Source organism: Pyrococcus sp. (assembly GCF_030153625.1).
Lineage (GTDB): Archaea > Methanobacteriota_B > Thermococci > Thermococcales > Thermococcaceae > Pyrococcus > Pyrococcus furiosus.
Genome location: NZ_JASKLM010000036.1, coordinates 1 through 19,427, shown reverse-complemented (window position 1 = coordinate 19,427; position 19,427 = coordinate 1). Strand labels below are relative to the sequence as shown.

19 protein-coding genes, 1 tRNA gene, 1 pseudogene and 1 CRISPR repeat array are annotated in these 19,427 nt (G+C 41.6%); of the genes and pseudogenes, 9 read left to right on the top strand and 12 right to left on the bottom strand.

Features of this window, described 5'->3' with window-relative positions; all coding sequences use genetic code 11:
* Positions 1–43 precede the first annotated feature (43 nt).
* Entirely contained in the window at positions 44–412 is a 369-nt protein-coding gene (locus tag PWP39_RS07090) for a hypothetical protein (protein WP_288073335.1), read from the bottom strand.
* 82 nt (positions 413–494) lie between these two features.
* Between PWP39_RS07090 and PWP39_RS07085 the strand changes: the two genes are divergently transcribed.
* Together PWP39_RS07085 and PWP39_RS07080 are read left to right on the top strand one after the other, a co-directional pair.
* The gene (locus PWP39_RS07085; RefSeq protein WP_288073333.1) at positions 495–1,136 is read left to right on the top strand and encodes a metallophosphoesterase; all 642 of its coding nucleotides are present in this window, start codon (positions 495–497) and stop codon (positions 1,134–1,136) included.
* A gap of 33 nt (positions 1,137–1,169) precedes the next feature.
* Positions 1,170–1,445, top strand: coding sequence for an acylphosphatase (locus PWP39_RS07080; RefSeq protein WP_288073331.1), 276 nt, complete (start codon positions 1,170–1,172; stop codon positions 1,443–1,445).
* Here the strand turns inward: PWP39_RS07080 and PWP39_RS07075 are convergent.
* Entirely contained in the window at positions 1,435–2,016 is a 582-nt protein-coding gene (locus PWP39_RS07075; RefSeq protein ID WP_288073329.1) for a regulator of amino acid metabolism, contains ACT domain protein, read from the bottom strand. The two genes, PWP39_RS07080 and PWP39_RS07075, sit on opposite strands and share 11 nt — an antisense overlap.
* A gap of 109 nt (positions 2,017–2,125) precedes the next feature.
* Here PWP39_RS07075 and guaB point away from each other — a divergent pair, with 109 nt between their 5' ends.
* Positions 2,126–3,583, top strand: a complete 1,458-nt coding sequence (guaB, locus tag PWP39_RS07070; protein ID WP_288073337.1) for an IMP dehydrogenase — start codon at positions 2,126–2,128, stop codon at positions 3,581–3,583.
* A 152-nt stretch (positions 3,584–3,735) separates the two neighbouring features.
* Positions 3,736–4,554: an LAGLIDADG family homing endonuclease gene (locus PWP39_RS07065; RefSeq protein ID WP_011011400.1), complete on the top strand. Its 819-nt coding sequence runs from the start codon at positions 3,736–3,738 to the stop codon at positions 4,552–4,554.
* A gap of 27 nt (positions 4,555–4,581) precedes the next feature.
* Here PWP39_RS07065 and PWP39_RS07060 read toward each other — a convergent pair.
* Positions 4,582–4,659 (bottom strand) — tRNA-Met (locus PWP39_RS07060).
* A gap of 93 nt (positions 4,660–4,752) precedes the next feature.
* Positions 4,753–5,274 carry a metal-sulfur cluster assembly factor gene (locus tag PWP39_RS07055; protein ID WP_288073327.1) on the bottom strand — a complete coding sequence of 174 codons (522 nt, stop codon included), beginning with the start codon at positions 5,272–5,274 and terminating at the stop codon, positions 4,753–4,755.
* A gap of 165 nt (positions 5,275–5,439) precedes the next feature.
* Between PWP39_RS07055 and PWP39_RS07050 the strand changes: the two genes are divergently transcribed.
* Positions 5,440–7,314 carry a phosphoenolpyruvate carboxykinase (GTP) gene (locus PWP39_RS07050; protein ID WP_288073325.1) on the top strand — a complete coding sequence of 625 codons (1,875 nt, stop codon included), beginning with the start codon at positions 5,440–5,442 and terminating at the stop codon, positions 7,312–7,314.
* A gap of 4 nt (positions 7,315–7,318) precedes the next feature.
* On the opposite strand, the gene PWP39_RS07045 is transcribed toward PWP39_RS07050, so the two are convergent.
* From PWP39_RS07045 to cbiB, 7 genes are all read right to left on the bottom strand, one after another.
* Positions 7,319–9,994 carry a valine--tRNA ligase gene (locus tag PWP39_RS07045; RefSeq protein ID WP_288073323.1) on the bottom strand — a complete coding sequence of 892 codons (2,676 nt, stop codon included), beginning with the start codon at positions 9,992–9,994 and terminating at the stop codon, positions 7,319–7,321.
* A 158-nt stretch (positions 9,995–10,152) separates the two neighbouring features.
* Positions 10,153–10,953: a prephenate dehydratase gene (gene pheA / locus PWP39_RS07040; RefSeq protein WP_011011405.1), complete on the bottom strand. Its 801-nt coding sequence runs from the start codon at positions 10,951–10,953 to the stop codon at positions 10,153–10,155.
* Positions 10,954–10,992: 39 nt separating this feature from the next.
* The gene (locus tag PWP39_RS07035; protein ID WP_014835103.1) at positions 10,993–12,003 is read right to left on the bottom strand and encodes a deoxyhypusine synthase; all 1,011 of its coding nucleotides are present in this window, start codon (positions 12,001–12,003) and stop codon (positions 10,993–10,995) included.
* Between the two features lie 15 nt (positions 12,004–12,018).
* Entirely contained in the window at positions 12,019–12,975 is a 957-nt protein-coding gene (locus tag PWP39_RS07030) for an aminotransferase class I/II-fold pyridoxal phosphate-dependent enzyme (RefSeq protein ID WP_011011407.1), read from the bottom strand.
* Positions 12,972–13,397 carry an alpha-ribazole phosphatase CobZ gene (cobZ, locus tag PWP39_RS07025; RefSeq protein ID WP_011011408.1) on the bottom strand — a complete coding sequence of 142 codons (426 nt, stop codon included), beginning with the start codon at positions 13,395–13,397 and terminating at the stop codon, positions 12,972–12,974. The genes PWP39_RS07030 and cobZ overlap by 4 nt, the downstream gene beginning before the upstream one ends.
* A complete protein-coding gene (locus tag PWP39_RS07020) occupies positions 13,345–14,040 on the bottom strand; it encodes a PAB0415 family putative ATP pyrophosphatase (RefSeq protein WP_011011409.1) in 696 nt (231 codons plus the stop codon). The genes cobZ and PWP39_RS07020 overlap by 53 nt, the downstream gene beginning before the upstream one ends.
* A 3-nt stretch (positions 14,041–14,043) precedes the next feature.
* The gene (gene cbiB / locus PWP39_RS07015) at positions 14,044–14,901 is read right to left on the bottom strand and encodes an adenosylcobinamide-phosphate synthase CbiB (RefSeq protein WP_011011410.1); all 858 of its coding nucleotides are present in this window, start codon (positions 14,899–14,901) and stop codon (positions 14,044–14,046) included.
* 507 nt (positions 14,902–15,408) lie between these two features.
* Positions 15,409–17,191: direct repeats of the CRISPR family, unit length 30 nt; unit sequence GTTCCAATAAGACTACAAAAGAATTGAAAG.
* Positions 17,192–17,455: 264 nt separating this feature from the next.
* Here cbiB and PWP39_RS07010 point away from each other — a divergent pair.
* From PWP39_RS07010 to cobS, 4 genes are read left to right on the top strand one after another with little or no spacing between them, the layout of a single operon-like run.
* Positions 17,456–17,878, top strand: a complete 423-nt coding sequence (locus PWP39_RS07010; RefSeq protein WP_288073320.1) for a winged helix-turn-helix domain-containing protein — start codon at positions 17,456–17,458, stop codon at positions 17,876–17,878.
* 56 nt (positions 17,879–17,934) lie between these two features.
* Entirely contained in the window at positions 17,935–18,405 is a 471-nt protein-coding gene (locus PWP39_RS07005) for a DEAD/DEAH box helicase family protein (protein WP_011011412.1), read from the top strand.
* Entirely contained in the window at positions 18,402–18,662 is a 261-nt protein-coding gene (locus PWP39_RS07000; protein WP_011011413.1) for a hypothetical protein, read from the top strand. The genes PWP39_RS07005 and PWP39_RS07000 overlap by 4 nt, the downstream gene beginning before the upstream one ends.
* Complete coding sequence (cobS, locus tag PWP39_RS06995) at positions 18,622–19,308, top strand: adenosylcobinamide-GDP ribazoletransferase (RefSeq protein WP_288073318.1); 687 nt, start codon at positions 18,622–18,624, stop codon at positions 19,306–19,308. The genes PWP39_RS07000 and cobS overlap by 41 nt, the downstream gene beginning before the upstream one ends.
* Before the next feature lie 30 nt (positions 19,309–19,338).
* Here the strand turns inward: cobS and PWP39_RS06990 are convergent.
* Positions 19,339–19,427 (bottom strand): annotated as a pseudogene (locus PWP39_RS06990) (IS6 family transposase); the annotation flags it as partial.

Here is a 19,427-nt window from a genome sequence, read left to right as displayed (position 1 = left end):
TGTCAGGATTTTAGGGGCGATTCTGGCCGTGAATCTGGACAGATTATACAACTTCACAGATGGTGGGAACTAGGGTCACTATAATTTCAATTATTACTGCAAGAACCAATGCAAGAAATGCTCTTAGCCACCCTGTATTAAATACCGCCTTAATGACCCAGAGATAGGTTATGAATCCAAATATCGGGGCTAATACACCCAATACTGGGATTGCTCCAACTATTGCTGCCACTATGACCGCTAGAATCCCTCCTCCAAGGATTGCTACTACTGCCTTACCTAGCGTTGCTTCTCTTATTCCCACGAGTTTAGCTCCTAAATAGAGAAATAACCCCGCTATAAACAGGGCTATTAGCAGAACTATTATTCCAATAATTCCAAGGCCTGCTAACAGTATACCAGGATTGGGCATGTTTAACCACCAAGTAAAAATACATCCTCAGTACTCATAAATATTTTTATTTCTTCAAGCAGAGGATTTGGGAGGGATTGGAATGAAGATAGTGGCAATAACTGATATCCATGGTAGAAGATCAAAAGTGGAAGAGTTGGTTAATGTATTGAGAGGAGAGAATGTTGATATGATTTTAATAGCAGGCGATATAACTCACTTTAGTGGTGCTAAAGAAGCTGAAGAAGTATTATCTCCCATATTAGCGCTCAATATTCCAGTCTTAGCTGTTATGGGGAACTGTGATGGTAGGGATGTTCTAGACTTTTTAGAGCAAAAAGGGATAAGTGTGCATGAAAAAAGGGTAGAGGCAAAGGGAGTAGGAATTGTTGGGTTTGGTGGCTCGAATATAACTCCATTTTCAACCATATGGGAATTCAGCGACGATACTATATATCTCTCCCTTACTAGAAATTATCGTGATGGGGATATAGTCTTGACTCATGCTCCTCCTTATGGTACAAAGCTCGACAAGACGCATTCTGGAATTCATGCTGGAAGTATAGGGCTAAGAAGGTTCATAGAAGAGAAGCAACCGAAGCTTTGCATCTGTGGGCACATTCATGAGGGGAGAGGAATAGAGAGGATAGGAAATACAATAGCTATAAACCCAGGGCCTCTTGCTAGGGGATACTATGCAGTAATTGAAGGTGACAGTGTGGAGCTTTTAAACCTCAAAGGTTAAATTCTTCCCATAAAATTTATTATGGGAGGAGCTATGGGAATAGTTAGGGCTCATCTAAGGATATATGGAAGGGTTCAGGGTGTTGGGTTTAGGTGGAGTATGCAGAGGGAAGCTAAAAAATTGGGAGTCAACGGTTGGGTAAGAAATCTCCCCGATGGAAGTGTTGAGGCTGTTTTGGAAGGAGAAGAAGAGAGGGTTGAGGCCTTAATTGGATGGGCTCATCAAGGGCCTCCTCTAGCTAGAGTAACCCGAGTTGAGGTTACATGGGAAGAGCCTAAAGGGGAGAAAGGATTTAGAGTCATTGGATAGAGATGAATATCTTCCTAGGACAATATTTTATCTCACACTTGGGACAAATCATTTTCTCCTTTTCTTTCTCAGGTGTGTGGATTACAATTCTCTCTAAGCTCCCTTCTTCTCGGAGATAGGATATGACCTCAAATGGGATTATTCCTTCAACAACTAAAAATGCCTTGCTTTTCTCCTCATAAGGATTTGAACCAAAAATCTCTATCACTCTCACCCCCCTCTCCGCTAAACTTTCTAGAACTTTCGCTAAGGTTTTTTCATACTTTCCCTTTTGAATAGTCAGCTCTAAAACCTCCCATCCCATAAGAGGGGCTATTGATATTAAGCTCGTTTTTGGAGAGAGGTTTTCAAATAACAGCTTTAATGCAGGCTTGGACTCTATATATTCTATCGTGTGGTACACTATCTTCCTGTTAACTCCTGCCACCTGTGCAATCCCGCTTATTGGAACTTCTACTCCTTTAACGTAAATTTTGCCATCTTTTACTGACATTCCACTCTCCCAAAGGATTTGAGCTACCTTCTTACGGGCTGGATATGGCCTAAAATATTCTTCTATTATGTGAATCATTTTTGCCACCTCTTACTCAATATTGGGTATAAATGTATATTTAAATCTTTGCTAAAGGTTTTTATATCCATTGAATATTTCAAGAAAAAGGGTGAAGGAGGAACAAAGGATGAGAAAGTTCGTAGAGAAGCTTGAGAATGCGATTAAAGGATATACATTCGATGATGTTCTCTTGATCCCCCAACCAACAGAAGTTGAGCCAAAAGATGTCGACGTTTCTACCCAAATTACACCCAATGTAAAGCTAAATATTCCAATTCTCAGTGCAGCTATGGACACCGTTACAGAATGGGAAATGGCAGTTGCAATGGCTAGAGAAGGAGGATTGGGAGTAATTCATAGGAATATGAGCATAGAGGAGCAGGTAGAACAAGTAAAAAGGGTGAAGAGAGCGGAGAGGTTTATAGTCGAGGACGTTATAACCATAGCTCCAGATGAAACCATTGACTATGCACTCTTCTTAATGGAGAAGCATGGAATAGATGGTTTGCCAGTTGTTGAAGAGGATAGAGTCGTTGGAATCATAACGAAAAAGGACATAGCGGCAAGAGAAGGAAGAACCGTCAAGGAACTAATGACAAGGGAAGTGATAACGGTTCCAGAGAGCGTTGATGTTGAAGAGGCCCTGAAGATAATGATGGAGAACAGAATAGATAGATTGCCAGTAGTGAATGAGGATGGGAAATTAGTTGGTCTAATAACAATGAGCGACCTCGTGGCTAGAAAGAAGTATAAGAATGCCGTAAGAAACGAGAAAGGGGAGCTACTTGTCGCGGCCGCGGTTAGTCCTTTTGATTTAAGAAGGGCAATTGAACTTGACAGGGCTGGAGTTGACGTTATAGTCGTTGATACTGCACATGCCCACAATTTAAAGGCAATAAAAGCGATGAAGGAAATGAGGCAAAAGGTTAGTGCCGATTTCATAGTTGGAAACATAGCAAATCCGAAGGCTGTGGATGACTTAACGTTTGCAGATGCAGTTAAAGTTGGCATAGGTCCTGGAAGCATATGCACGACGAGAATAGTTGCGGGAGTTGGAGTTCCTCAAATAACCGCAATAGCAATGGTTGCAGATAGAGCCCAAGAGTATGGACTTTACGTCATAGCCGATGGAGGGATAAAGTATTCTGGTGACATAGTGAAGGCAATCGCCGCTGGGGCAGATGCAGTAATGCTTGGCAACCTCCTAGCTGGAACCAAGGAAGCCCCAGGAAAAGAGGTGATAATAAACGGAAGGAAGTACAAGCAGTACAGGGGAATGGGTTCCCTGGGAGCTATGATGAAGGGAGGGGCCGAGAGGTACTACCAGGGAGGCTACATGAAGACGAGGAAGTTCGTTCCCGAGGGGGTTGAGGGAGTAGTCCCCTATAGGGGGACCGTCAGTGAAGTTCTCTACCAGCTTGTTGGTGGGTTAAAGGCAGGAATGGGCTACGTTGGTGCCAGGAACATCAAGGAGCTAAAGGAGAAAGGCGAATTCGTGATAATAACTTCGGCTGGTTTAAGGGAGAGTCATCCTCATGACATTATAATCACGAACGAAGCTCCGAACTATCCCTTGGAGAGGTGATTCTTTGGTTTCTTTCTCCTTTTGAGGCTTATCCTTCTTCACTCCACTAAGAACTTTTAGTGAAAGTACAATCATTTTAAAAATTTAAATACGCTTAAATTTTGCTTTCATTTACCAAAAGCTATTTAAATAATTAAAACTATCGTGAGTTTATGAGAAGGATCTCGGAGTTGAGTCTAGATGAGGTTGAGAACATAAAGAAGAGAATCTCGGAGCTTAGAGACGAAGGACTTAGCTACTCAAAGATAGCAGGGATAATTGGGCAGGAGTTTCATGTTAGTATTTCCAAGGCAACGGTGATTAGATGGTGCAAAGGGACGAGCGATCCTGCAAATAGGATAAAAAGGGTAAACCTTGAGCCATCTCCTCAACTGGCGTATATAATAGGGGTCTACTTTGGGGACGGTAGCATAGATGCAGATGAGAAGTACAGGTATAGGGTCAGGCTCAAGGTCGTTGATAAGGAGTTCGCTGAAGCTTTTGCAAATGCACTTAAGGATATAGGGGCAAATCCTAGAATTTATTTTGAAGGCTCTACAGGTAGATGGTGCGTTGAGGCCACAAGCAAAGAGCTCTACATGTTCTTGAGTAAGCCAAAAGAAGAACTCCTGAGGATTGCTAAAATGTTTCCCAGGGAGTTTATAAGGGGGTTCTTTGATAGTGAAGGCTATGTTTTTGTAGATCCAAAAGATCCTAGAATGGCATACATTAGTGTCTGGAATTATGATAGAGAGCTATTGGAGATATGTAGACGTCTCCTACTGAACAATTTTAACATACACTCGACAATTTTCCTTAAACGCGAGAAGAACTCCGAGGTTATTATCAGAGGAAAAGTATACAAATATAACGGAGATCTCTATGAGCTTAGGATATATAGACGAGAGAGCGTTAAGGCATTTGGTGAGGAAATTGGACTAACTATTGATAGAAAGTGGCGAGCTCTTAAATCATTTTTACTTTCATATTGAGTAAAAATATTACAACCAAAAGTAGAATGGTAGCGGGGCGAGGATTTGAACCTCGGACCTCCGGGTTATGAGCCCGGCGGGCACTCCTAGCTGCCCCACCCCGCTGCACGACCCGTTATTAACTTTTATAATTCAATTTATAAAGTTTACGCCTAGTATTTTTCACTTTGCCGTGTAGGCTATAATTAAGGAAAAACTCTAAAACATTCCAAGCCTTTTCTTAGCTTCTTCGCTCATTCTATCTGGAGTCCATGGTGGATCAAAGGTAAGTTCAACTTCAACATCTTTTACTCCTGGGATTTCAAGAACTTTTTCCTCTACCGCCCTAAGGAGCCAGAGAGTTAGGGGACACCCGGGAGTTGTCATTGTCATCTTTATGTATACGGTTTTGTCGGGGTTAACTCTTAGCTCATAAATTAATCCAAGGTTCACGGCGTCCATCCCAATTTCTGGATCGATAACTTCCTTCAGCTTTTCCAAAATCATTTCTTCAGTAACTTTAACGTTCTCGTCTTTACTTTCCCTCACAAATCCGATTTCAACTTGCTTAACATCTTCTAATCCCCTAAGCTCATTATATATCTTCAAAAGAGTCGTATCGTCAATTTTCTCTTTAAACCTTATTTTCACGACATCATTTTCTATCTCTAAACTTTCTACTATGTCTTCTTTCCCTGTATTTTCCTTGATAATTTTCAAAACTTCCTCTTTGGTTACCACAGTTCTTCCCCCAGCAAAAGTTTTAATAATCAGATTTAAACCTTTTGGAACAATTTTGTGTATTAAAGGGTTTGAATGTTTGACAACAATCTAAGTTTTGATTTGTATTTTATGTCAATAAAATTAATAACGTCAAAATGCACACACTTAAACAGGTGTAGAAGAATGATGAATGATGCTCTTAAAAAGTTAGAAGAATTGCTTGAAAAAGAGCAGTTTGAAAAAATTAAAGCAATTAGCAACCCATATCTACACTCATTTTTGGCCGAGTGGATAGAGTGGTTAGAGCCGAGTAAAGTTTACGTCTGTACGGATAGCGAATACGACGAAGAGTACGTGAGATGGAAGGCCTTGTATTATGGGGAAGAGAAAATGCTTGAAACGCCCAGACACACTGTCCACTATGACAACTATTATGATCAAGCCAGGGATAAGCAGAATACAAAGCTTCTGGTTCCAAAAGGTATAAATTTGCCTTTCTTAAACACGATGGACAGGGAAGAGGGACTTAGAGAAATTAAGGAGATAATGAAGGGAATAATGAGAGGGAAGGAGCTCTTTATAGGGTTCTTTGTTCTAGGACCCAAAAACTCAGTTTTTACAATTCCAGCTGTTCAGCTTACCGATTCAGCATACGTCATGCACTCTGAATTCCTCCTCTATAGGAAGGGATATGAGGAATTCAAGAGGCTTGGTCCCACTAGGAACTTCTTAAAGTTTGTTCACTCTGCCGGTGAGCTGGATGAGAGAAAGACGAGCAAAAATCTTGACAAAAGGAGAATTTACATAGACTTAGTTGATGAAACTGTTTACTCAGCAAACACCCAATATGGTGGAAACACTATCGGTCTGAAAAAGTTGGCCTTCAGGCTAACCATCCAAAGGGCAGTTCGTGAGGGATGGCTAAGCGAGCACATGTTCCTCATGAGAGTTAATGGCCCGAATGGAAGGAAAACTTACTTCACTGGAGCCTATCCCAGCATGTGTGGAAAGACCTCAACGGCAATGATTCCCTGGGAGAACATAGTTGGCGATGACCTAGTATTCATAAAGAACTTGGATGGAGTTGCTAGGGCTGTAAACGTTGAGATTGGGGTATTCGGAATAATAGAGGGAATAAACCAGAAGGATGATCCAATAATATGGCAAGTTCTACACTCCCCAGTTGAGATAATATTCTCTAACGTCCTCGTTAAGGATGGGAAGCCGTACTGGAATGGCATGGGGATAGAGATTCCTGATGAGGGAGAGAACCACAGCGGAAAGTGGTGGAGAGGAAAGAGAGACGCTGAAGGTAAGGAAATACCCCCAAGCCACAAGAATGCTCGCTTTACCGTAAGGCTTGAGGCTTTCCCCAACTTGGATAGGGAGGCATTGGAAAATCCATGTGGAGTTGAAGTTGGTGGGATGATATTTGGTGGAAGGGATCCAGATACATGGCCGCCGGTGAGGGAATCTTTCAATTGGGACCATGGGGTTATAACAATGGGTGCAGCTCTGGAGAGTGAAACAACCGCAGCAACCCTGGGTAAAGAAGGTGTAAGGGCTTTCAACCCAATGTCAATCCTCGACTTCCTCAGCGTTCACATAGGAGATTACTTGAGGAACTATTTGGAGTTTGGAAGGAAGCTCAAGAAGACACCAAAAATATTTGCAGTGAACTACTTCCTAAGGGAGAATGGCCAATGGCTCAATGAAAAGTTGGACAAGGCTGTGTGGCTTAAGTGGATGGAGCTGAGGGTTCACAACGATGTTGGGGCTATTGAAACTCCTATAGGTTATATACCCAGGTACGAGGATTTAAAGGTGCTGTTTAGGCAGGTTCTCAACAAAGATTATTCAAGGGAGGACTATGAAAAGCAGTTCAAGATAAGAGTTCCCGAGCTATTGGCTAAGATAGACAGGATATGGAAGATATATGAGCCCATTGACAATATTCCCGAAGAACTGTTCCAGGAGCTGGAAAAGGAAAGGAAGAGGATTTTGGAGGCCAGAGAAAAATATGGTGATTACATAAGCCCGTTTGCATTAGAAAAATAAAGGTTCAGAAGAAGAGAATTGTTGCATCTCTAACAACGGCAGTTTCAACCTCTTCGCCCTCGCTGAATACTGCCCTCTTTATCTCTACATCTTCTTTTTCTAGCACTACTTTTTGTCCCTCTACTTCGAACTCTACCTTTCCTTCTTCCTTGATCATTCTTCCTACCTCTTCCGCGTTCTCTTGGAGGTACTTCACGATCTTTGGAACGAGCTTGCCATACCTGGGTCCAATTCTCTTGTAGTTGGGCTTTACCTCAACAACTTTCTCCTCTAACTGTGGTTCTCCCTTGACTATTTCCAGCTTTTCTATGTTCATTGTTCCTGCTATGTCCTTCTCTATAACTCTTAGCATCTCATAGCTGTCTGTTGCGTAAATTGCTACATGCTCTAGCTTTGCATTCAGCGGCATTCCGTGAGAGTTCTTATATTTCCTCATTGCGCTTATAACTTCCCTTGCTAACTCTCCCAGCTTTTCTGCCTCTTCATTGATTCTGTCCTCTCTATATTTGGGCCATGAAAGTAGGTGAACGCTCTTTTCGCTGATCTTGTCTTTGAATATGTGGTGGTAGAGTTCCTCAGTTATGTGGGGAACGAATGGTGCTAAGAGGAGCATTATATTGTAGAGTAACTCATACAGGGCTACCTTTGCCTTAAGCTTGCTCTCCTCGTCCTCTCCGTAAAGTCTATACTTGATCATCTCTATGTAGTCATCTGCAACTTCGTGCCAGATGAATGTCATTAGCTCCCTGGTGATTAAGTTAAATCTGTATTTTTCAAGCTCTTCTGTGGCGAACTTAATTATCCTGTGGAGCCTTGAGAGTATCCACTTGTCAAGGGGTTCAAGCTCAATATCCTTGTACTTTTCGTAGTCGAAGTCCTTTATGTGCCTCTCGGCAAAGCGGTATATGTTCCAGAGCTTTTGGAGGAATCTAAAGTTGTAATCTACAGTTTCCCACTTGAATGGATGGTCTTCTCCTGGAGGAGCTAATGCAGTCCATAGTCTAAGCGCATCGGCTCCGTACTTTGGTATAACTTCCTCTGGAGAGACAACGTTACCATAGCTCTTGCTCATCTTCCTTCCATCGGGTCCTGCTACCATACCATTTATCACTATGTCATTCCACGGCTTCTTTCCTGTCAATATGTAAGTTCTGAATATCGTGTAGAATGCCCATGTTCTTATTATATCAGTTCCCTGCGGTCTTAATGCAGTTGGGAAGTTGTGCTCGAACCATTTCTTTGCATCTTCATCGCCTTTTGTTGCCTCGTGCCACTTGGTGATTATTAGTGGGGTTATGCTTGAGTCCACCCAACAGTCGAGGACATCCGTCACTGGCTCGATTTCAGCCCCACAAACTGGGCACTTATCCACGGGAGGCTTATCAAACCTGGGATCTACTGGAAGATCCTCTTCTCTGGCTGGAATTATGTGCCCATTCTTACAAACCCAGAATGGTATTGGTGTTCCAAACACTCTCTGCCTGCTGATTACCCAGTCCCAGTCCATGCTCTCGGCCCAGTCCTTTAGTCTGAGGAACATGTCCTCTGGATACCAGTTTATCTCCCTGGCCACCTTTACAATGTCATCGGTAAACTCTCTCACCTTAATGAACCACTGCTTCTTAGGCAATAACTCAATTGGAGCCATACACGAACTTCTCTCGGTGTGCCTTAGCACTCTGTGCTTGATCTTCTCTTTCTTATAGAGCAACCCCATCTTTTCAAGATCTTCAGCGATTCTCCTCCTAGCCTCTTCTACCTTAAGCCCTGCATATGGTCCAGCATTTTCGTTCATCGTTCCATCTTCATTTATCGCTATAATCACGGGCAGGTTGTAGCGCTTCTGCCACACGATGTCCTGTTCGTCACCGTAGGTACAGTTGTAAACTGCTCCAGTTCCAAAGTTGGGATCGACATCTTCATCAGCCAATATTGGAACTTCCCTCTCATATATGGGGAGCTTAACCTTCTTTCCTACAAGGTGTTTGTACCTCTCATCCTCAGGATGAACGAATACTGCCACACATGCGGGCATTAGCTCTGGCCTTGTCGTGGCTATTGGAATGTAACCGGAACCGTCTGCAAGGGGGAGCTTTATGTAATAGAGGTAGCCCTCCTCCTCAACGTAACCTACTTCGGCCTTAGCTAAGCTCGTCCTACACCTGGGACACCAGTAAACGGGGTGCTCTTCCCTGTATATCAATCCCTTCTTGTAGAACTCCAGGAGAGACTTCTGCACTGCGGCCTTGTACCAGTCGTCCATGGTATGGTACTCGAGATCCCAGTCTGCTGAATAGCCTATTCTAATGAACTGTGCCCTCATCTTTTCTATTGCCTGCCATGTCCACTCTATACACTTCTTAAGAAATTCCTCTGGCTGGTCTTTTGAAATACCGAACTCTTTCTCGACCTTAAGCTCTGTTGGTAGTCCATGGTTGTCGAATCCTTGTGGGAAGAGGACGTTGTATCCCCTCATTCTCTTGTACCTTGCTATTATGTCAATCCAAGTGTGGCTTAGAACGTGTCCCAGGTGGAGAGTTCCACTTGTGAATGGTGGAGGAGTGTCTATTGCATAGCTGGGCTTGTCGGGTTCGAGCTTGTACTTGTATATCTTTTCTTCGAGCCAATACTTCTGCCACTTGGGTTCAATCTCGTTCGGGTCGTAGTTTTTAGGTAGCATTGCCTAACCCCCATGTGGTTTTTAAAGTGGAGAGAAAGTTTATACAAGAAGTAATAACTAACTCGGTGGTGTTTTTAAAGGTAGAAGGGAGTTCTTTTATGGAGGACGATATACACCACCAAAGCTTATAGATGCTTTTCAAATTTAAAAAGTTTGCTTTAGACTACGTAGTACTTTCCCAAGTGCTTGAGGAACTTGGAAACTTGCTTCAATTCCTCAAGTATTTCATCCTCTTCTTGTGTGTATTCATAGTCAATGTAAAATATGTAGTAGCCCAGATCTTTGAGGGATGGTCTGGATTCTATCCTCGTTAAGTTGACTCCTCTTTTTGCAAAAACTCCTAGGGCTCTATACAGTGCTCCTGGGACATTTTCTAGCTCTAAGAATATTGCACCTTTTTGAGGTGTTTTGTCTCCCAATGGATTTTCCATATCTTCCCGTCCAATAAGTATAAATCGTGTCTTATTGTTTGGATAATCTTGAATATCCTCTGCTAGAACCTTTAGACCATATATCTCTGCTGCTTCCCTTGAACCTATTGCAGCTAGGGTGGGATCATTACTTTCTGCAACTATCTTTACCGCTTCTGCCGTGCTGTTGGTTTCTCTAACCCCCCACCTCATCCTTTGAATGAACTCCCTGCATTGGGCTAAGGCTTGAGGATGGGAAAGTACAACTCTTATCTTGGAGAGATCATAACCTAAAAGAGCGTGTTTGATCTCTAGGCTAGTTTCTCCAAATATTTTGACTGGAAATCTTAACAAAAGGTCTAAGGTAAGTGTTACTGAACCCTCTATTGAGTTTTCCGTTGGGACTACTCCATAGTTCCCTCTCTCGACCTCTCTAAAAACCGAGTATATTGACTCTGCTGGGGTAATCTTTAGATTCGTAAGTTCTGCAAACTTCAGCGCAGCTTTTTCTGTATAGCTTCCTTCTGGTCCAAGGTAATAAATTTTCATAACACTTTGAGCTTTTTTGATTGCTTTATAATCCCTTGGTCATCTCTTCATGACCATCCACACCAGTATTGGGAAAACTAGAGTAGCGTCGGCCCAAATCTCCACGTAATCTGCTTTTGCCCTGATCTTCCCCCAGCTTACTCCCTCACTTGGTGGTGCTCCGCTTAAGGAACCGTCCCAGGGGACTGCCGTGGTGATATAGATTGCGTAGTCTGATCCTCCCCTAAAGAGGTTTGCATTTATTATTGCATGCTTTGGAAGTGAACCTCCGAGAATTATTGAGGCAGTCTCCTTAGCAGTCACTGCCAAGTTGTTCAACTTAACTATGTCATTTGCTATATCTATTATTAGTTCCCTATCCCTTCTCTCTTCTTTGAAGAAATACAGCATATCTCCAATTGAGCCATCTGTTATTGCGGGGCAAAATATTGGAATTTCATTCCTGTAAGCCCAGTAGATGATACTTTTTTCCTTTTCCTTGCCCAGCTTTTCATCCATAAACCTTCCAAGTTCGTATATGAACTCACTGGCAGTTAGAGGTCTTCCCTTTTCCCTTTCTATCTCAAGTATTCTCTCAAAGAAGGGGATCATGTACTTCTCGAACTCTATATACCTATCGTTTGGGACGAATATGTTTCCTATCCTGTTTATCCCCTTCTTTCTCAACTCGGCATCATTGACGATCCAATCTCCCAGGATGAAGGGTTTTAGGGCTTTTATGAAGTCTTCTTCAACGCCTCCAGCCGTTGTTACAATTACATCAACCTTCCTATGTTTCACGAGCCACGCTATTATCTCCCTCAATCCCGAGGAGACTATGTTTGATGTGTATCCGAGGAATACTCTTATTTCCTCCCCTTTCTCCCTTTTTTCTTCTATTTTTCTCCAGATTTCTATGGCCTTTCCAAGGTGAGTTGCTTGAAAGCCTATTTGAGTGTAAAGGCTTACTACTTCCTCTAAGCTTTTGGTGTCATCAAGCCACGGCCCTTCAACTTTGGTCCCTTCAATTTCCTCAGACTTTTTCAGCACGTATTCTTTGGGCTTTGGCATGGTAAGGAGTAGGGTTTAAGTATTAAGTGTTTTTCTAAGGATGTTTATGAGTTTGTCATTCTCTTCTCTCCTTCTAACTGAAAACCTTATGTACCCAGGGAGTCCAAAGCTCTTGCAATCCCTTACAAGGATGCCATTCTCTTTTAGCTTTTCAATTATTCCTTCTCTGACCTTCATAATGAAGAAATTTGCATCGCTTTTAACTTTCAATTCTTTCTCAATCCTCTCCTTTTCTTTCCATATTAGGGGGAGGGTTTTTCTTAAGTGTTTGAAGTTATCTTTGAGTAAGAACTCTAAGAAGGCCACCCCAGTAGAGCCAATTGACCATGGCATTCTAACGCTCCTGAAAGCATCGACAAATCCAATAACATATCCAACCCTTACCCCTGGGAGCCCGTAGCTTTTGGTAAAAGTCCTTAGCCTGATTATGTTCTCTCCCTCTGGGCTTTCTGGTTTCTTAACAAAGTCTATGAAGGCTTCATCCAAGATCAAAATTGAGTTAGTGTCTTGAATGGCATCTAAAAGAGGTTTCATCTCTTTTTCTCGGTAGAACTTTCCATCTGGATTGTTTGGATTGCAGAAGAACACGAATGAATTTCTTTCAACAAATTCTGCTAACTTTCCTGGGTCATTGGGACCTTTGATCACCCTACCTCCGAACATGCGTGAGATCCTCTCGTATTCCCCATAGGTGTGCTTCGGGATTATTACTTTCCGACCCCTCATCCAAACTCCAAGCAGGTAAAGTGCCTCTGTTATTCCTGCAGTTATAGTTATTGGCTCCCCAATTAGATCTGAGAGTTCTTCCTCAAGCTTTTCATAGTAAGGATAGAAGGTGCTTATCTTTTTAGCCCTCTCAAACATTTCATCAGTCCATTCTGGTGGATAAGGATTTACAGAGGCCGAGAAGTCTATGTAGCCTTCTTCTCTGCTTCCTCCATGAGAGGTTTTGAAGTTTATTTGGTTAATCATAGATTCCCACCATTGCTATTTTTCTGCGGAATATGGAAAAGCAATGTCATGCATCCAGCTATAAATCCTCCAATTGCATCGTCCAGAAATGGAGGCAGTTCCCTTAATATCCCAGGCTTCTTCGTGTCATAGTAGAAGAAATTGAAGAGAGCCATTTTTCCTCCTATGTATTCAGCTATATCAATCCCAATTAGCTCATCTGCAACTAGGTTCACTGGATCTCCTTCAACGTTGAACTTCTCCTCCAGCATTAATGCGGCCATTAGAAGAGCTTGAACGTTGATATCCTCTAGATAGTGGAGCATCAATTCCCTTACCTTTTCTTTTATGGCATCCCTCTTCTCCCCAATGTAAAGCTCTAGGGCCGTCTCAACCATCCTTTCGAGAGTTATGCCCCTTGACTCTAACATTTTTAATATCATTCCCCACCACCCTAAACCTCATCCACCAGTACCTTTCACTCTCTTCTACGGAGATTTTTTCCAAAGTGAACTCATCCTTAAAGAGAGGACTTGAAAGTGTTATAGTGTGGAACTCTCCCCCTTCTCCTAGTGGATCAATTGTGGGGTTTTCATAAATAAAAATTTCAATATCCCTCGTTGAGGAAAAAGTGTAACCCAACCACGTCTTTTCCAGCTTATTCTTGTCCACGGCAATAATAGAATATTTAAACCCAGCATTTAGCATTTCCTTGGCGAGCTCAAGCGTATTTTTACCCCAGAGAGGCTCAAAACTCTTTATCCCAGCTTTTTCAGCGAGGAGGTTTATCCACTTTAGATGATCTTCCAGAAACACATCTCCAGCTATTATATAATCAACGTCAAGAGAACTTATAAACTCTGCCAGAGCTTTGCTTCCATATTTCATGTCAAAAGTTAGGAGTTTCTTCCCCATGTTCTCCGCAAGAGCCTTTAAACTGCTTAAGTTCTCCCAGTGGGGAGAGAGGCCTATGCTAGTCTTGAGAGTGAGTAAATAGGGAACTTCAATTCCTTCCTTCTCTGCAAGATATAAAGCGTAGAGCCCATCTTTTCCACCTGAGAAAAAGGCTACTCCTCTTTCCCTCATTTTCTACCCTCCATAAAGTATGATGGCCACAATCAGGAGGAATTCCACCACAATAATCCAGTACACCTTTAGAGCCCTCTTTATGTCTTCGTTTTCTGGCCTTCTCCCAGGGAACTTATAATAGTTGGGCTTTTCGAGCCAAACTCCGAGCACGGCGCTCATGGCTGCTATTGGTTTATCAGAATTTATCTTGTACTTTGCCATCCTATAGTATCTGATAACTTTTCTTCCACCCAGGGAGAGGAAGAGAAGCACCGTTATTCGGGCTGGAACGAAGTTCAGGAGATCATCGAGCCTAGCCGCGAACTTTCCAAAGTACTCGTACTTCTCGTTCCTATACCCTATCATGGCATCCAACGTGTTTACGGCCCTATACACAACGGCCCCAGGGAGGCCAAAGATTAGGTAGTAGAAGAGAGGAGCTATCACCGAATCGTTTATGTTCTCTGATAAGCTCTCTATTGCTGCAGAATTCAAGTGAGGCTCGTCAAGAGACTTTGTATCTCTGCTCACTATCATTGAAACCGCTCTTCTTTTCTCTTCTAGATCGGGAGTTATTGTTCTTTTTACGTGGTCGTGGAGGCTTCTTATTGCAAAGGAAGACTTTAGGAGGTATATTGAGAGAATTAAGTTGAAAGGATTTGGAAGAAAGTTGGGAAGGTGGGAGAGGATAAAGGCCAATCCGATAACAACTAAAGAAGAAATAGCCCCAACCAGAAAATCAAGATAAGGGGATCTTCTTCTATATTTATTATCGAAGAACTCTATAACTTTACCGAATCCCACAACTGGGTGGATTATGGCTGGAGGCTCTCCAAACATTAGGTCGATTAAGAGGGCTATTGGAAGGGTCATGTCCATAGTTGGATATTTTATCCGCAAGTTATAAAAGTTTGCGCAAAAATTTTCGGTACACGGTTTTTGGGTTTCTTTTTGGATTTTTAGGTTTCTAAGGGCGTAATTTTTGAATTGGGGGTTTTTGGGGAGTTAGGGTTTAATTTAGTAACTTAAAGTTATTATTTGCTTTGTGTTACAATCTTATTGTTAAATTGTAACGAAAGTTTTTCGATGAGTTTTTAAAAAGATTTTGAAGTGTTGTTTTTTGAATTGGCTTGAGGTTTTTTGTTGGATTCTTGTAAAAAGGCAGGAATTAGCTCAATTCAATCATTGAAGCTTGCTTGTTGGATAGGGTTTGGTAAGGGGTATTTATAATCAGCTAGTTTTTTGGTTTGTTTTTGGTTTAAAGGGTTATAATGGTTTGTTTTGTTTATAAATGGGGGGTTGTGGGGGAAGGTGGATGCCCCGTAAGGCTTATAAATTCGAGTGATGTAATTACCCCAATGGGGAATTGGGGCAAAAAAGCCCCCTGTTCCAATAAGACTACAAAAGAATTGAAAGGTTATTATTCCGTTGTCTGTAAAAGTTGAAAGTGTTCGTTCCAATAAGACTACAAAAGAATTGAAAGCTCGATGACTTCCTTGACGGCCTCCCTCAGAACATTAGTTCCAATAAGACTACAAAAGAATTGAAAGACAGGTCCCGAAAGGTACAGAGATCTACATCAAGGCGTTCCAATAAGACTACAAAAGAATTGAAAGCTCCCTGTTCTTTTCTATGACAATCCTGTACCTGCTCCGTTCCAATAAGACTACAAAAGAATTGAAAGTGAAGGTGGTGGTGTCCTTGCTCATCTTTATTTCAGTGTTCCAATAAGACTACAAAAGAATTGAAAGTATACCGTCGATGACTGGGTTAGCTGAGAGGCTTATAAGTTCCAATAAGACTACAAAAGAATTGAAAGGATACTCAAAATTTTACAGTCTTTTCCCCCGGGTCTGTTCCAATAAGACTACAAAAGAATTGAAAGATTGGATAGTTGAAAATCTCAAAAAGGTGGGCGATTCAGGTTCCAATAAGACTACAAAAGAATTGAAAGTATGGTATGGCGAAGGCTGGGTTGATTAATATGGTGAGTTCCAATAAGACTACAAAAGAATTGAAAGAATAGTTGGACGTTTATTGCGAACTGTGTTGAGAACGTAGTGTTCCAATAAGACTACAAAAGAATTGAAAGTCGTAGAATATGTAATAAACTTCTGTTCCAACTCTCGTTCCAATAAGACTACAAAAGAATTGAAAGTTAGCACAAGCAGGATTGGCATATTACGATAACATGGAAGTTCCAATAAGACTACAAAAGAATTGAAAGGTGGGCTGGTTCAACGACGTGATAGCGCCAATAGTGGGTTCCAATAAGACTACAAAAGAATTGAAAGACTTCAGCTCGCGGAGGCCGAGCAAGTACTCCAAGTGGTTCCAATAAGACTACAAAAGAATTGAAAGAGCACCAATGACACCACCAACTGCTATTGGGTGCCTCGTTCCAATAAGACTACAAAAGAATTGAAAGTGACTCAATCCAATAAGGTAATTTATTGCCATTTGAGGTTCCAATAAGACTACAAAAGAATTGAAAGGAGGCGTCGTTTAGGATTGTGGCGGCATTTCCGTCCCAGTTCCAATAAGACTACAAAAGAATTGAAAGCTCTTCATGGACCTCTGTAGGCCACTCTACAAACACAACTTGTTCCAATAAGACTACAAAAGAATTGAAAGTAATAATTCTTGTCTCTTTAGCTCTAAAATTTCCAGCGTTCCAATAAGACTACAAAAGAATTGAAAGCTGGTTGTTCAACGCTCTCTTCATACTGTTCTGCAGGTTCCAATAAGACTACAAAAGAATTGAAAGTTGCCCCAGAAGGCCCCACTACGCGGAATTTTTTGTTGTTCCAATAAGACTACAAAAGAATTGAAAGCTATCAAAACGCACGGCTTTACGGTGCCGATTCTGGTTCGTTCCAATAAGACTACAAAAGAATTGAAAGGATCTACATAGTATTTCATTACTGAACAGCTCCAGCCGAGTTCCAATAAGACTACAAAAGAATTGAAAGAGTATCGCTACTGTTTTCATGCACCACTGCACCCATGTTCCAATAAGACTGCAAAAGAATTGAAAGAATCAATCCGAGAATCGAATTTTCCTATACGCTTTTGTTCCAATAAGACTACAAAAGAATTGAAAGTTTGTTTTTGCTCCTGTGTCTTGTGGTGATAAAATGTTACAATAAGACTACAAAAGAATTGAAAGCAAAAGAATTGAAAGAAAGTAGCATCGGTAAAAGAGACATTGTAATTATATATATGCTCCTAATACCGCTCCTTTTACTTTTTTGGAACTTTTGCAAGTATTAAGAACATTAGATAATAGAGGAGAGGTAGACTCTATAGAAGAATGTCATCTTCACACTATTCCTGCTCTCCACTCTTCTTCTAGGTTTGTTTGTAGGAAATATAAATTTGTGATCACTGCTGACCACAACTCTAAAAAACTATTGAAACCCTAGATTTTACCATGCCTAATGATCTTAAGAAAGAGCTCAGAGAACTTAAGGAAACTCTTGAATACCTGAAGAAGAGTTTTGAGGTAGTTTCACAGTTGGCTCAAGCTTACATAAGGCTTCTAAACGTTTACGCCGAATATGGGGATTTGGGAATAGATGTTGTTATTCCTGAGATAAAGCATGACCCTATTGCTAGAGATATAGTGAAGATACTTTTTGACCTTAGGCGCGCTAACGTTAGTCAAATAGCTAGAGAGCTAAAGGGGAGAAGAGGCAAAGCTTCTCGCAACACTGTTAGGAAAAAGCTGAAGGAGTTAGAAAAGTTGGGAGTTGTTAAAGAGGTCCCAGGTGAGAGGGGGAGTGTATATACTCTTTCACGTGAAGTTGTGAAGAAGTGGTTAGATTTAATTGGCATTCCCATAAATCTGCTCTAATTTGATCAGAATTGAAATTAGGTGTGAGCACACTAATTAGTATTGAGGTGGTTGATATGGTAGAAGTTGAGAAGATTGAAAAACTTATTGAGGAGATATCTGAAGAAATAAAGAAAGCAAAGACACCAGAAGAGGTAGAAGTGCTGGAAAGGAAAGTTAAAAGTCTGAAAAGCTTAATAGAGGCCATTGAAGGAGACAAGGCTTTGGATGAGGTTGCAATGTTGATGGATAAGCTTGGCCCAATGATTGAAGATGTCTTGGGACCAATAAAAGAGTTGATATCTGAACTCTACAATCCAGAACGAATGGCAGCACTTGGAAAGAGTGTCGCTCAGTTCTACAAAGATTTAGTGGAGGCAGGGATGGACAAGGAGGCAGCTCTTGAGTTAACAAAGGAGTACATGGCGAGTATAAACCTCTTTAAGTCCCTAATGGAAAGCCTGACAAAAGTAGTAAGCATGAAGGGAAATATTCCTTTTGGAGGGCCGAAAATAGAGATTGAGAAGGAGGAAGAGGGAAGAGAATGAAGGCTCTAATTGTTTCTCTCTTCCGCTTTCTTCTTTATGTGCCTAGGGTTTTATTCTATATAGCAGGTATTATTAGGCACTACAATAGGGGGAAAAGAGCCTTTAAGAAGGCTTTGAAGGAGGAAGCTCTGCCTCCTGATGTCGTGGAAATACTCAGCAGAGAAGTTGAAATAAATTTGGGTTGGATATTTAAACTCTTCAGGCATATCCCTAATCATGAAGAATTTAATACAATTTATGACGAGGGTTCCGATTAAAGGTGATTTCGAGAAGGCTAGAGAAGAGGTCTGGATGCTTCCCTTGTTAACACCCCTCACAGCTTTTATTCCGTCGTTGATCCTTTATCTTAACATTCCTCTGAAAAATGTTCTCTCGATTCTCTCCCTTTATTGGGTCATTGGTCTACTTCATTTAGATGGGCTTGCTGATTGGGCTGATGGGATTATGGTTAAGGGGGATAGGGAGAAAAAGGTTAGGGCTATGAAAGACGTCAATACTGGTATTGCTGGAACTTTTGCAGTTGTGATGATCCTCTTGATTCAGGTTTACTCTCTCTTCTCTGCGCCATTTTACTCCATTTATCTTGCTGAGTTAAATTCTAAGATGGCCATGCTCTTAGCCTTAGCAACTAAGAAGCCTCTTGGAGAAGGATTGGGAAAGTACTTTATGGATAAGTTGACAACAAAAAGGGTCTTCCTAGGAGGGGTTCTCTATGTTTTCCTCCTAATCCCAGTTTTGCTGTATGATCCACAATCAGCATTTGCCCTCTTGGGCTTGGTGGGGGGAATTTATGCAATAAAGATGAGCTTGGACAACTTTGGAGGGCTCAATGGGGATTGCATAGGAGCTGTGGGGGAGATAACAAGGGCCGCAACACTCCTAATCCTGGGGGTTTTGTTATGATAATCATTATGGCTGGTGGGAGAGATACTGTCAGGATAACTGGGGTATCACCTCCTGAAGCCATTCAGTCACATCACCAGGCGGTCCACCAAACCGAGAATGAATTCTAACAAAATTAT